This window comes from Sulfurovum sp. MH2-6, assembly GCF_058374785.1.
In genome coordinates this window covers 231,154-244,994 of the sequence record NZ_CM178170.1, presented here as the reverse complement: position 1 = coordinate 244,994, position 13,841 = coordinate 231,154, and the positions used below count along the sequence as shown (strand labels likewise).

Annotated in this window: 12 protein-coding genes and 2 tRNA genes; 4 read left to right on the top strand and 10 right to left on the bottom strand. The window is 44.1% G+C overall.

What is annotated here, in order from left to right; all coding sequences use genetic code 11:
* Positions 1-51: 51 nt before the first annotated feature.
* Genes miaB through AC4JOV_RS01170 form a run of 3 tightly spaced genes read left to right on the top strand, consistent with a single transcriptional unit; the run spans position 52 to position 2,855 of the window.
* The gene (miaB, locus tag AC4JOV_RS01180) at positions 52-1,362 is read left to right on the top strand and encodes a tRNA (N6-isopentenyl adenosine(37)-C2)-methylthiotransferase MiaB (RefSeq protein WP_229936950.1); all 1,311 of its coding nucleotides are present in this window, start codon (positions 52-54) and stop codon (positions 1,360-1,362) included.
* 8 nt (positions 1,363-1,370) lie between these two features.
* Positions 1,371-2,000: a lysophospholipid acyltransferase family protein gene (locus AC4JOV_RS01175; RefSeq protein ID WP_229936951.1), complete on the top strand. Its 630-nt coding sequence runs from the start codon at positions 1,371-1,373 to the stop codon at positions 1,998-2,000.
* The gene (locus AC4JOV_RS01170; protein WP_305799969.1) at positions 2,001-2,855 is read left to right on the top strand and encodes a tyrosine-type recombinase/integrase; all 855 of its coding nucleotides are present in this window, start codon (positions 2,001-2,003) and stop codon (positions 2,853-2,855) included.
* A gap of 295 nt (positions 2,856-3,150) precedes the next feature.
* Here AC4JOV_RS01170 and tilS read toward each other — a convergent pair whose 3' ends face one another.
* The 8 genes from tilS to AC4JOV_RS01130 form a co-directional block, all read right to left on the bottom strand.
* Positions 3,151-4,137 carry a tRNA lysidine(34) synthetase TilS gene (tilS, locus tag AC4JOV_RS01165; RefSeq protein WP_229936952.1) on the bottom strand — a complete coding sequence of 329 codons (987 nt, stop codon included), beginning with the start codon at positions 4,135-4,137 and terminating at the stop codon, positions 3,151-3,153.
* Positions 4,134-5,447, bottom strand: coding sequence for a 30S ribosomal protein S12 methylthiotransferase RimO (rimO, locus tag AC4JOV_RS01160; protein WP_229936953.1), 1,314 nt, complete (start codon positions 5,445-5,447; stop codon positions 4,134-4,136). The genes tilS and rimO overlap by 4 nt, the downstream gene beginning before the upstream one ends.
* 143 nt (positions 5,448-5,590) lie before the next feature.
* Positions 5,591-6,937: a hypothetical protein gene (locus tag AC4JOV_RS01155; protein ID WP_229936954.1), complete on the bottom strand. Its 1,347-nt coding sequence runs from the start codon at positions 6,935-6,937 to the stop codon at positions 5,591-5,593.
* A gap of 242 nt (positions 6,938-7,179) precedes the next feature.
* Positions 7,180-7,255 (bottom strand) — tRNA-Phe (locus AC4JOV_RS01150).
* A 192-nt stretch (positions 7,256-7,447) separates the two neighbouring features.
* A tRNA-Arg gene (locus AC4JOV_RS01145) sits at positions 7,448-7,524 on the bottom strand.
* Positions 7,525-7,826: 302 nt separating this feature from the next.
* Positions 7,827-8,159: a sigma-70 family RNA polymerase sigma factor gene (locus tag AC4JOV_RS01140; protein WP_229936955.1), complete on the bottom strand. Its 333-nt coding sequence runs from the start codon at positions 8,157-8,159 to the stop codon at positions 7,827-7,829.
* Positions 8,159-9,028, bottom strand: a complete 870-nt coding sequence (mqnP, locus tag AC4JOV_RS01135) for a menaquinone biosynthesis prenyltransferase MqnP (RefSeq protein WP_229936956.1) — start codon at positions 9,026-9,028, stop codon at positions 8,159-8,161. The genes AC4JOV_RS01140 and mqnP overlap by 1 nt, the downstream gene beginning before the upstream one ends.
* Before the next feature lie 10 nt (positions 9,029-9,038).
* The gene (locus AC4JOV_RS01130; RefSeq protein ID WP_229936957.1) at positions 9,039-9,596 is read right to left on the bottom strand and encodes a CDP-alcohol phosphatidyltransferase family protein; all 558 of its coding nucleotides are present in this window, start codon (positions 9,594-9,596) and stop codon (positions 9,039-9,041) included.
* A gap of 49 nt (positions 9,597-9,645) precedes the next feature.
* Between AC4JOV_RS01130 and miaA the strand changes: the two genes are divergently transcribed.
* Positions 9,646-10,554 carry a tRNA (adenosine(37)-N6)-dimethylallyltransferase MiaA gene (gene miaA / locus AC4JOV_RS01125; RefSeq protein WP_229936958.1) on the top strand — a complete coding sequence of 303 codons (909 nt, stop codon included), beginning with the start codon at positions 9,646-9,648 and terminating at the stop codon, positions 10,552-10,554.
* A 261-nt stretch (positions 10,555-10,815) separates the two neighbouring features.
* Here miaA and nuoN read toward each other — a convergent pair whose 3' ends face one another.
* Together nuoN and AC4JOV_RS01115 are read right to left on the bottom strand one after the other, a co-directional pair.
* Complete coding sequence (gene nuoN / locus AC4JOV_RS01120; protein ID WP_491522168.1) at positions 10,816-12,306, bottom strand: NADH-quinone oxidoreductase subunit NuoN; 1,491 nt, start codon at positions 12,304-12,306, stop codon at positions 10,816-10,818.
* Entirely contained in the window at positions 12,306-13,832 is a 1,527-nt protein-coding gene (locus tag AC4JOV_RS01115; protein WP_229936960.1) for an NADH-quinone oxidoreductase subunit M, read from the bottom strand. The genes nuoN and AC4JOV_RS01115 overlap by 1 nt, the downstream gene beginning before the upstream one ends.
* Between the last annotated feature and the right edge of the window lie 9 nt (positions 13,833-13,841).

Here is a 13,841-nt window from a genome sequence, read left to right as displayed (position 1 = left end):
AAAGAAGTAACTTGTCAATAAGTATTAAAATACCATTCAGCGAGGCACTAGATGCCGAATTGTAAAAAACTTTTTATCGAAACACTCGGGTGTGCGATGAATGTTCGCGACAGTGAGCATATGATCGCAGAACTGAATAAAGAAGACTCCTACGAACTTACAGAGAATCTTGAAGATGCCGATCTGATCATTATCAACACCTGTTCGGTACGGGAAAAACCCGTTGCCAAACTCTTCAGTGAAATCGGTATATTTAACAAACGTAAAAAAGAGGGTGCCAAGATCGGCGTCACAGGATGTACCGCTTCACACCTCGGTAAAGATATTATCAAGCGTGCTCCGGTAGTAGACTTTGTCCTAGGTGCCAGAAATGTCTCTAAGATCAACACGGTGCTGGAGAAAAAACATGCCGTTGAGATCGCTACAGATTATGATGAGAGTACCTATGCTTTCGGCGAATACCGCAGTAACCCTTACAAAGCGATGGTCAACATCTCGATAGGATGTGATAAGAAGTGTACTTTCTGTATCGTTCCTGCTACCAGAGGGGAAGAGATCTCTATCCCTAGCGATCTGATCGTACAGGAGATCACCAAGGCAGTTAAAACAGGGGCGAAAGAAGTGATGCTCCTTGGACAGAATGTCAACAACTACGGACGCCGTTTTGGAAGCAGTGAAGAGAAGATCAACTTTACGCAACTGCTTCAAAAGATCTCCAAGATCGAAGGGTTGGAGCGTATCCGGTTTACCTCACCGCATCCGCTTCATATGGATGATGCCTTCCTCGAGGAGTTTGCCTCCAATCCGAAGATCTGCAAACAGATCCATGTACCGCTTCAAAGCGGATCTACGCAGTTGCTTCAGTCAATGAAACGCGGGTACAGCAAAGAGAACTTCTTAAACCGTTGTGCCAAGATACGTGCACTCTGTCCGGAAGCTACGATCTCAACGGATATCATTGTCGGATTCCCCGGAGAGAGTGATCAGGATTTTGAAGATACCATGGATGTACTTGAAAAAGTGCAGTTTGAACAGGTCTTCTCCTTCAAATACTCTCCAAGACCGCATACGGAAGCACAACACTTCAGTGATGTGGTTCCTGATGAGATCGCTTCAGAGAGACTCAGCCGTCTGCAGGCAAGACACTTTGAGATCTTGGCCGCACAAATGGATGATCAGTTTGGGAAAGTACACAAAGTCTACTTTGATGAACTCAAGCCTAACGGAAGGGTTTCCGGTCGGACGGATGATGGCAGACTCATCTTTGTAGAAGGAAGCGAAGAGCTTCTTGGAAATATCAAAGATGTAAAGATCACAAAAACATCCAGAGCTTCTCTTGACGGAGAGGTCATCAACCCGTAAAGCAGATCATGGCAAAGAGAAAAGATATCACACGAGCCATCGCAAAAGTGATCCTCCCTCCCCTGGGCTACCTTCTTATGAGGTTTTACTGGTATACCTCCAGAAAGTCTTTCCATATTGAAGGAGAGGTTACTCAGGATCCAGGGGTCATTGTCTGCTGGCATGGAGAACTTCTGCTCTCCCCCCAGGCTTATCGCCACTTCCATAAAAAACAGTCTGCTTCGGGCATCATCTCCAGACACTTTGACGGAGAGATGATCGCCAGAGTACTTGAGTATTTTTATATTACACCACTGAGAGGTTCCAGCTCAAGGGGTGCAAAACAGGTCCTTTTGGAAGCCTTCCGTGCGCTTAAAAAAGGGGATGACCTGCTTGTCACACCCGATGGTCCAAGAGGACCGAGACATGAAGTGAGTGACGGTGCAGTCGCCTTGGCCGTAAAAGGTAAGCTCCCTATCTATGCAGTCAATTTCACCTGTAAGAGATATTGGCAACTGGGTAGCTGGGACAGGTTTGTCGTCCCAAAACCTTTTTCCACCATTGACTTCCATATCAAGGTACTTCAGATGGATGGGATGGAACTCGATGAGGCAAAAGCCTACCTTACGGATAAAATGCTGGAACACACCATCATATAAATGAAAAAGCTCCAGGAACTCATCGACGGATTTTTAGACTATCTTGTAGATATCAGGGGCTACTCCGAAGCAACCTTAACGACGTATGAGGTAGCACTCAGACAGATGATGGAGGTCAGTCACTTCTATCAGGAAGATAATGCTTTTGTACTTGATATTACCCCCTACAGATTTCAGATCGCCAAAAAGAACAAACATACGATTGCTACAAAACTGACAGCGATCCACTCATGCATCAACTACCTCGAGGAACAAGAGAATCTGCCTATCAGGCTGATTGCCGGTGAATCTATCAAGGTACCCAAAAGCCTTCCAAAGCCTATAGAGGCCCAATATATCCAGGAAGTACTCCAGAGTGCCACACTCGAAGAGAAACTACTGATATCCATGCTCTATGGACTTGGATTGCGTATTACGGAACTGAGTACGCTTCAGCTCTCTCAGATACAGCCGGAGTGGGTACAGGTGAGAGGAAAAGGGAACAAAGTAAGAGAACTGCCGCTTCTGCCTGCTATCAGGGATCTTATCAATACCTATCTGGCTAACCATACACCCAAAAAGTATCTCTTTGAAAAAGGAAATGTCCCACTCAACAGTGCACAGCTGCGCTACAGACTGACCAAAATTTTCAAATCACACGGCATCAAAGCAACCCCTCACCAGCTTCGTCACTCCTTTGCCACCCACCTGCTTAACCAAGGAGCAAGGATCGCAGATGTCAGTGAGCTCCTGGGGCATGCTACGATGGCCACGACACAGGTCTATACGAAACTCGGTACGGCAAAAAAGATGAATGAGTATATGAAGGCGCATCCCCTTGCCCATAAAGGCTCAGAGGATAGCAGTGAAGAGTAGGTAGCAGGTAGCATCGTGACAGGGTCATGATAAGGTGTCAAGTGCTTTCGTCATCCTCGGGCTTGTACCCCAAGGGCATTTCCTACGGGCACCCGGGGATCCACAGGTTGACGTACATTAATATCTGGATTCGTAATTGGTCACAATAATAAACGTGGCATACTCTGCTAGGTTCCGATAGGCTTTAAAAAACCCACCTTATTGGTGCGTGATTACGCACACTACGCGATTAGATCACTTTTGTCTGTTCACCCTGAGCCGTGTAGAACCATGTACGAACATTTGAAGTGTGGCGTTAAAGATTAGAAATGATGGATGCAGGATCGATCTCTGCTTCAAACAGATAGGGTCTGATCTTGGCAGGGATCTTTGCTACCCTGCACTTCTCTTTAAAGGCTTTTGGCATATCTACAGTGCGGTATGGAGCTATATAGAGAAGATCATTCTGCACTTCTACTGCCCACTTCCCTCCGATCACCAGACTCCCTGATCTCTCCAACTCCTCTCTTTGTGCACCGCTCATCAGATATCCCAGGCTTTTGAGTATGCTATCTGCCGCCTGTACCTTGGCCTCCGGTAGATGCAGCTTGATAATATGAAGTTCCTTTTCTCTATGCAGCAGTTCAAATTGACGCTCAAGCCTTTTTTGATCGAATTTCAGGTACTTGAAACTGCGTCTGATCCCCTCTTTATACCGTGAGATCAATGGATCGGAGAAGTGTTTTCTAAAGTAGTTGCGTTCATACTTTACCTCTTGGTTACTCTCATCTATAAAGTATGGATAGTTATTTTTCTCAAGGTACTCCAAAAGCTCCTCTTTACTGACTTCAAGAAGCGGACGTATAAGCTGGTAATCCTCTTTTTGACTCACTGCTTCCAGTCCAAGCAGTTCAGAAAGGCCTGCCCCCTTGGAGAGTCTCATCAGCAGCCACTCAAGCTGATCATTCAACTGGTGTGCTGTTAACAGTGTATCATATCCATTCTCCTGGATCAGATCTTCAAAAAAGGCATACCTGAATCCCCTGGCCTGCTCTTCAAAGCGACTCTCAAACTGCGGTGCTCTGACGGTAAAACATCTGAAACCATGCTGCAGCGCCAGTTTTTTGGCATGCGCCTCTTCCGCTTGAGAGCTCTCTCTTGTACCGTAGTTCACTAAAGCGATATCAAAAGGGATATGGTGTTCCAATAAGAGGAATAGAAGTGCAGAGGAGTCTACCCCTGCTGAAAAGGCCAGAAGATTCTTTTTTGCTTTGAGCGTTTTAAGAAGTACTGAATCGATCATACCTGTTTCACTAAGGTTGCGAGCAACTGATCTCCCACCAGTTCAGTGACATTGGCCTCATAGACCTTGCCATACTCGATAGGCAGATCAGAGGTGTCGTTGATCAGTATCTCTCCGTCGATATCGACTGCCCATTGCAGTGGCCTTGCAGAGAGGAGAAGTTCATGCTCTTCACTCTCTCCGTCAATGACAAGTTCCACCGTTTGACCTACCATCTTCTGAAGAGATGCCAGTGTCGAGCACTCTGCGATCTCTCCAAGGATTGCTGCCTGTTCCTCTTTGATCTCATCTGGTATCTGTTCCAAGGTGTAGGCAGCTGTGGTCTCTTCATTGGAGTAGGTAAAGGTATTGAATCTGTCAAAGCCAAACTCTTCCATGAAAGTACAGAGCTTCTCAAAGCTCTCCTCAGTCTCACCGGGATGCCCTGCGATCACTGAAGTTCTGATAAAGGCGCCCGGTTTTAACTTCATATGTTCAAGCAGTTCCCTCGTCTTTTTCTCCCCGAAACCACGCTTCATCACCTTGAGCATACGGTCGTCTATATGCTGGATAGGCATATCATAATAGGTCTGGAATACTTCCGAATCCGCGATCGCATCGATAAGCTCAAACGTTGTTGTACTTGGATAGAGATACAGGATACGTGCCAATCTTACACCCTCAATCTTCTCAATGCTCTTTACAAGCGCATACAAGCCATCTTTCATCCCTATATCTCTTCCGTAACTTGAAGAGTCCTGGGAGATAAATGAAAAGTCGTAAAAGCCTTCTGCTACCAGATGCTCTACCTCTTTTTGGATGGAGGCAAGTGAACGTGAATGCAATTTACCTTTAAAGCTTGGTATCGCACAGAATGCACAGGCCTGGTTACACCCCTCTGCGATCTTGATATAGGCATGGTAGTTTGACCCTGTCACCACCCTGCCTGACGTTTCAGTTGCCAGATAGACTTCAGGGCTGAAACTGCTCTGCTTGGTTGCGATCAGCGCATCGATCTTCTCATAGTCACCCACCCCTGTAAAGATATCAACTTCAGGCAGGTCAGCCTGCAACTCCTCTTTGTAGCGTTCAGAGAGACAGCCGCTCATGACCAGGATCGACTCTTTTTTGCGTTCATCATGCAGGTTCAGTACCGTATTGATACTCTCCTCTTTGGCTGCATCGATAAAGCCGCAGGTGTTGACGATGATGACATCGGCTTCTTTGTTGTCATCGGTGATCTCATACTCTCTGAGACGCCCCAGCATCACTTCGCTGTCCACCAGGTTTTTGGTACAGCCAAGACTGACTAAATGTAGTTTTTTGCTCATAAAAATCCAATACATAGTAGTTAAAATTATTCAGCATTATAGCGTAAATGAAAAAGGTGTGAAATTAAAAGAATATTGAAAGAAAAAAAGAGAGGCTAGAGCCAGGCAAAAGCCCGGACTCTAAGAAGAAACGAAAGTGTTTCTTAGAAGTTGTATGTAGCGATTACACGAACAACATTCATCTCTGCATCTTCGTTGTAGCTATAATCACCATCTATCTCAGTAAGATCAGCAGCGATGTATGCATACGCAACGTTAAGATTTAATGCATCTGTAATGTTTGTTGTATATCCAAGGTTGAACTCGTTTAGGTCACCGTTCCATGTATCAAAGTCAGTGTACCCGTATGCAGCAGAAATGTTTCCACCAAGTGCATCCATGTTACCTTTTACAACGAATTTATCCATATCAAATCTTGTATAAGCCATCAACAAACCGTTTGAAACTTGGTCAGAAAGAAGGTCAGTGTAAAGCGCTGATGTTGTACCACCGATGTTGAAGATACCACCGATATCAGGATCACCATCAAGATCTAGGTCAACACCACCATCATTTACATTTGAGTATGCAGCCATTACGTGTGCACCAGCAAGCTCAGCACCTACTTTTGCACCGAATGCTACGATATCATCAGCAAATGCATCATGCATTACCGTACCACCCTGGATACCTACATTGAAGCTTGATGCATCGTACTGCGCATCTCCCCAAAGGATGTTAAGGCTATCACCCAAGAAATCATCCGCGAAGTAGTAAGAACCAGTCAATGTAAGGTTTGCGATAGACTTGTTCTGTGCAGTCAACATCCATACACCTTTCTCGTCATTGAGAGAGTTGAAGTCAGTAATGTTGTTACCAGCACCAAATGCATTGAAGTTTGCACCAGCTACCCATGCACCTACCAATGCAGTGTCAGGAAGGTCACTGTTTACTACCAATACTGCATCGAATGTGTTTTTGAACACGTTCCAGTCTTCAGAGAATGCAAACGGAGAAAGTCCTTTTGGAAGCTCTTGACGACCCGCTTTGATAGATGTGTTACCGAATCCGTAAGTCAAGTACATTTGAGAGATCCACCCACCATCAGTTAGATCATCGATATCACCATCGTTTGCTGTACCTTGCATTACATTAGAAACCATCCAGTTTTCAAGGTTGAGTGTAGAAAGACCGCTTACTTCAACACCTGCACCGATCCCTGCAATAAGATCAGAGTTTGTTGCTCTTAGTTGAAGACCGAAATCTGCTGCTGAAGACTCTTGTTTAAAGATATCATTTTCATAACTACCAGAATAAACAACATCTCCCATATATTTTTCTGTACTAGTCACATCTTGACCTGCAGTTTGATAATAAACTTTTGCAGTTCCTGAGAACTCCCATCCTGCTACCTCTGCCGGTGCTTCAACTACTGGCTCAACTGGAGCGATATCTCCACCTGCCATAATCATTGACGACGCTACTACTGAAAGTAATAAAGCTTTTTTCATTGTAATCTCCTTGTTTTTTTTGAATACCCCAAATTATAGCGAACAAACTAAAACGGTGTCAATAAAAATAAACAAAAAGTTAACAAATAATTAATCACAGGCGCTAAGGCCCCAATACAGGGCCTTTGAAGGGGTTACATAAAATATTTTGATGCAATAAATAAGAGGATTTTTGTTAATTTCTCCAGTTATCTTAAGAAATGTTAATAATTTTTTGATTTTTTTATGAAAATTATAAGTAGTGGTGGCGCTGGACGGAATCGAACCGCCGACACAAGGATTTTCAATCCTTTGCTCTACCGACTGAGCTACAGAGCCATCTGTTGAAGTGGATGAAATTATAGCTACTTAAACTTAAGCTTTGCTTAGTTTCAAGAAACTTTTATTTCAAATCTCTTTATGCTCACTCTTTTTCTTAGTTGTGTTCAGATTTTGCGTGATCTGAAAGCGGCGTACATCCAGTACGTCAAATGGAGACGCGTGAAAGATGAATACAAATAAGACAAAAAGTGGTACGACCATCAGGATTCGAACCTGAGACCTTCGGTACCGCAAACCGATGCTCTATCCAGCTAAGCTATGGTCGCATATTCTCATAAAGAGGATGGAATAGTACCATAATATTCTTTATTTAGCAAGTGGTTTTCCAGTTATTTGTTCAACTTTATCTTATCAGGTAGGTATACCCTATAAAAAGGCGTTTGATCTGCTGTTTCCAGCTCAATAATAAATACCGTCATTCCTGCGGAGGCAGGAATCTACAGTTCGATGCACTTAAGCATGTGGATTCCCGATGCTCGAAGGAAATGCCCCTGGGGGGGGTGCGAGGTCGGGAATGACGAGAGAAAATCTATGTGATAATGTTGAATTAATTGTTCTATAAAGATTACTAGACGGTTGTCTGTTCTTTTTTGATCTTGTCAAATTTTATGATCAGCTCGATCCTGCTTACAGGGATACCCAGTCTTTGTGCAAGCGCTTCCCTGCTCTCCCCGGCTTCTATCCCTGCCATCACTTCATCACTGATCGAAAAGTTCTCGATTACCTCTTGGACAGCTACTCTGGAAGCCTCAAGGTTCGCTATCGTCATATCTTTCTTCTCCAACACCTGGTTTAACAGATGATTTTCTTTTCTCACTTTTCTGTTTTCCGAGATCAGCCCAAAGAGAACCAACACTAAAAGTACCAGCAAGCCTATGACGATATAGTCGAACATCTCCATCAGATCACCTCCAGAATGATAAAGATCAAAAATACAAATCCCAGATATCCGTTCACGGTGAAAAATGCTCTGTCTATCTTTGTAAAGTCCTTACTGACCAGATAGTGTTCATAGCTTAACATGAAGGCAGCAAATACGATCGCCAGAACGGCAAAGAGTCCCAACCCAGCTTCTATCACAAAGAGTATCCAGAAGGTTACCGCCAGCAGATGAAACAGCCGCGCGATCCACATCGTCTTTGTCGCACCGAACCTTGAAGGGATAGAGTGCAGCCCCTGTGCTATATCGAACTCCATATCCTGCAGTGAATAGAGCAGATCAAATCCCGCTACCCAGAACATCACGCCAACAGCAAGAGAGACAGACCATAAACTGATCATCCCTGATACAGCTACCTCTCCCGCAATCGGTGCGAGCCCAAGACTGATCCCCAGTATCAAGTGTGCCAAAGCGGAAAAACGCTTGAAGTAGGTATACGCACCCAATACGATCAGTATCGGAAGTGAAAGCTGCAGTGCCAGTGTATTGATAAAGTAGGCAACCGCTACAAAAGCCGCTGCATTAAGAAGAATAAACCAGAACATCTGTGTCGCAGAGACCCTGCCGTCCACAGAGGGTCTGTTCTTTGTACGCGGATTGAGTATATCGATATCCCGGTCCAGATAGCGGTTGACGCCCATAGCGTAGTTTCTGGCACTGACTGCTGCCAATGTTCCCAGTAAAAGCAGTTTCCATCCAAACCACCCCGAACCATTCTCATGATAAGAAGCTACCAACATAGCAATAAAGATGAAAGGTAAAGAGAAGACCGAGTGCTGAAACATTACCAATTCGGAGAGGTCGGAGAATTTCTTTTTGATATGATGCACGATCTACTCTCTATGGATGCGGGATTTTGAGTTTTGAGTTGAGTGACCACGCGATGACAGCTACCAGAAGTGTGATCGCATAGACATTTTCTACCAATGCATAGCTATAGACCAGATACAGAATCCAGAGCAAGATCGCCCCTAATGGAGTAGGAACACCCTCAAAGAATTTTTCCACTTCACCTACATCGGCTTTAAGGTTAAACTCCACCAGTCTTCTCAGTCCCATAAGGATATAGACGATAAACACGATACCGACTATCACTTCCTGAACACCGGAGGTGATCCCCTTACCCAATGCATAAAAGAGCAGAAATGACGGCATGACCACAAAAGACAAAAAGTCTGCAAAACTGTCAAGCTGTACACCAAACTCTGTAGAGAGTTTGTACTTGCGTGCCAGCTTTCCATCGATGATATCACATGCTCCCGCAATCCATGCCAACACGATCGCTGTAAAAAAGTCACCTTTGACGATAAAGTAGATCGCGATGACTCCCAGTGAGATATTGGTAAAGGTTACCAGGTTTGCGATATTGAATCGGTTGTTCTTATCAAATAAGTTCATAAATACCTCATAATAATTTGCCTCATTTTACCCTTTTTGGGGTTATGGTATGATTACACTTATGAATGAAACGATCAAACAATTAGCCCTTATCGGCCCTACTGCATCAGGTAAAACCTCTCTCTCAATAGAGATAGCACAAAAGATGGATGCCTATATCCTCTCACTGGATTCACTCTCTATCTATAAAGAGATCGACATTGTCTCAGCCAAACCTACAGAGAAAGAGAGAGCCGGCATCGAGCATTTTGGGATAGACCATCTCTATCCCGATGAACATTTTGATGTGACAACTTTTGTTAAACTCTATCAAGAAGTCTATCATAAAGCAATGCATGCAGGGAAAAACCTGGTGATTGTGGGAGGCACAAGTTTTTATCTTAAAATGCTTATTGAAGGGATCAGTGACCTCCCCTCTGTCTCTAAACATGTAAGAGACAAAACAGCCCGGATGCTAAAAGATCTGAAAGAGACGTATCAGTTTTTATATGATCTTGACCCGGTTTATATGGAACGTATCTCCCAGAGTGACAGATACCGTATAGAAAAAGCGCTCAATATCTATCTGGAAACGGGAATGACACCCTCAGAGTACTTCAAAGCCAATCCTCCTGCATCTGTTATAAAAGGGACTTTACCTATCTACCGGATTGATATAGAGAGAGAAGTGCTGCGTAAACGTATCGCCCTAAGAACGGAACTGATGCTCAAAGAGGGACTCATCGATGAGATATGTATGCTGGAGAAAAAATATACACGCAAACCGAACTGTATGAAATCGATAGGGATCAAAGAGACCCTTGATTACCTCGACGGGGTCTATGACAAAGCGATGCTTGCAGAAAAGATCACGACCAATACCGCACGCCTCGCCAAACGCCAAACCACATTCAACACCTCCCAGTTTGAGGGTGTCATCAAAGGCAGTGTGGAAGAGTTGAAACGTATTCTACTCTGAATACGTTACCCAGATAGTATTTCTACCGAATCATACAGGTAGGTCGGGATGCCCTCATCCCGACAAGGGAAATATTAATGTGACGTCGGAGCAAGTGTACCCCACACTGCTACATTCAACAATTTCCGGTTTAAAGGTATCATAAAAAGCTATGTATAAGAGTTGAAGAAAAAGTTGTTCTTGTAAGAGATGAATTAATGAATACTATATAAAATGAAGAAAATAATCTAAACGCTCAGCGCTAAACGCTGAACGCTAAATTTAATACCCGCTTGCACTGATCATATAGTAGATATACGATACCAGTGGTTGGACGTAGAAGATCGCTCCTACCGTTGCAGCGGTTGCAAAACCGATGATTACCATAAGCGGTCTCGAGATGTTATAGTAGATCGTATCTACATCTTTTACCGGATCTTTCAGGAACATATAGACTACCAACTTCAAGTAGTAGTATGCTGCGATCGCAGAGTTAAGACCCATGACGATCGCCAACCAGATATATCCTGCGTTGACCGCTGCCTGCATCACGTAGATTTTACCCCAGAATACCGAGAATGGCGGTACACCGGCAAGTGACAGCATAAAGAGTGCCATGATCACAGCACCCATAGGCATGATCTTGATAAATCCTGCAAACTTCTCATACGGGTGGTCATATCTGTTATTAAATCTTCTCATCTTATGAGGTGAGATCCATAGCATTGCAAATGCACCAAGGTTGGTAAACATAAAGAGCGCATAGTACAAGAAGATACTGGTATTACCCTCTGTTGTATCAAGTGCCAGTGCAGCGATAACAAAACCTGCATGAGAGATCGACGAGTATGCAAGCATACGTTTTACATCTTCCTGAACAAGTGCCATAATATTCGACAATGTCATAGTAAGTACTGCGATCACAAGAATCGTCGTTCTTGCCCACTCGATCCCCAGATCAATATACATACCGAATACTCTGATCGCTACCACAAATGCAGCTACTTTCGGAACCACTGACATATATCCGACCAATGCAGCAGATGCACCCTCGTATACATCCGGTGCCCATGTGTGGAACGGATAGAGTGAGAGTTTAAATCCAAGTGCTACAAGGATCAATACAAATCCTCCGAAGATCGCGATCATAAGATCTGCCTCTCCAGTTCTTGTTGCTAGTACTTCAGCCACTTTGTAAAGCTCAACAGATCCGGTCAATGCATAGATCATTGCTGAACCCATCGCGAAGAAACCGGCTGCCAATGCACCCATAGTGAAATACTTCACTGCTGCTTCATAAGAGTTGCTTCTGTTGTGCAGAGCGATCAACGTATAGAGTGCCAAAGATGCTGTCTCAAGTCCTACGAAGATCAGGATCAGGTTATCTGATGCCACCATAAACTGGAATCCGGCAACCATGAACAAGAAGAGTGCAAAGAACTCAGGATAGGAGTACTCGTGGAATCTCTTTGAGCCAAGTGCCAATGGAATAAATACGATTGACCCTACAATCACAAGGAGTTGTGAGACGATCGAGATACCATCGATAAGCATGACATCGAAAAACCCCCGTTCATTGATATTGAGACCAACAGTAGAAAGAAGATCAACCACCAATATTAACACTGTCAACATGACATAGAGAGACTTATGAAGTCCCTCTCTAAGTAGATCGATAGACAAAATAATCAAACCACCCGCAATGGCGATAAGCATCGGCGCGAGTGTGATAAGGTTTAGACTCTCTAAACTTACTTTAATAGGCTCTAACATTATTTCGCCTCCTTCGTTGATTTCGCTACATGTATCATATCTTTTGCCTCTTGCGTGATCGCTTTTTCATCCATGAAACTCAACATCGCTTTGACAGAGTTGTCGATCGGATCAAGGATAGGTTTTGGATAGATACCCAACCAGATAACAATCGCTACAAGCGGAACAAGTGACCAGGTCTCTTTTGCATCAAGATCTTTGAGTACTTTGTTTTCCTCTTTTGTTACCGGGCCAAAGAAACTCTTTTTAAAGAGCGTAAGCATGTACACAGAACCGATAATGATCGATGTACCTGCAAGGACCGTCATGATCGGAGATACCTGGTAGAAACCTACCAATACAAGGAATTCACCGACAAATCCGATCGTAAGCGGAAGCCCCACTGAAGCCATCAACATGATACCGAAGATCACTGCGTATTTCGGCATGATCGCTGCGATACCACCGAACTCGTCCATCATCTTTGTATGTCTTCTGTCATAGATCACACCTACAAGCATGAACAGTGCACCCGAAACAATCCCGTGTGAAAGCATCTGGAATACAGAACCACCGATACCTTCAGCATTCATTGCAAAGATACCGAGCATGACGATACCCATGTGAGAAACAGATGAATAAGCGATCACCTGCTTCATATCTTTTTGTGCATATGCAACCATCGCCGTATAGATAACCATGATAATGGAGAGTACCGCGATCGGCGTAATCCAGAACACTGCTGCATCAGGGAAAAGCGGGAGTGAGAATCTTACAAATCCATAGGTACCCATCTTAAGCAGTACCGCAGCAAGGATCACTGAACCGATCGTCGGTGCCTGTCCGTGTGCATACGGAAGCCATGTATGGAACGGGAACATAGGAACCTTGATCGCAAACCCGACAAAGAATGCAGCGAATAACCACATCTGGTAATTCACAGGAAGCACCAATGCATACCAGTCAGTCAGTGCAAAGCTCCATACACCTGTAAGGCTGTGGTAGGTATATGCCATGAAAAGCATACCGACCAGCATGATCAGTGATCCTGCAAATGTGTAGAGGAAGAACTTGACCGCTGCATAGACTCTCAAAGCACCACCCCATGCACCGATGATATAAAGCATCGGTACAAGTGAAAGCTCCCAGAAGAGGTAGAAAATGATCGCATCAAGTGCAACGAATACACCGACCATCGTCATCTCAAGGAAAAGAAGCGTAATGATCATGTTTTTTACATTCTCTTTTACGCTCAAACTCATAATACCGATCAGTGTCATCATTGTCGTCATTAATATAATGAAGAGAGAGATACCGTCAACACCAAGGTAGTAGTTCACACCAAAATCAGGAATCACCGGGATAAGCTCTACAAACTGCATTCCCGCATTGCTTCCGTCGAAGCTGAACCACAACCACAAGGATAGTAAGAACTCTATCGCAGCTACAGTAATACCATAAACTCTGGCACTGTCCTTATCTATCACAAACCCAAGCAATCCTGCGATTGCCGGGAAAAATACCAATATACTTAAAATATAATCCATCTATTTACT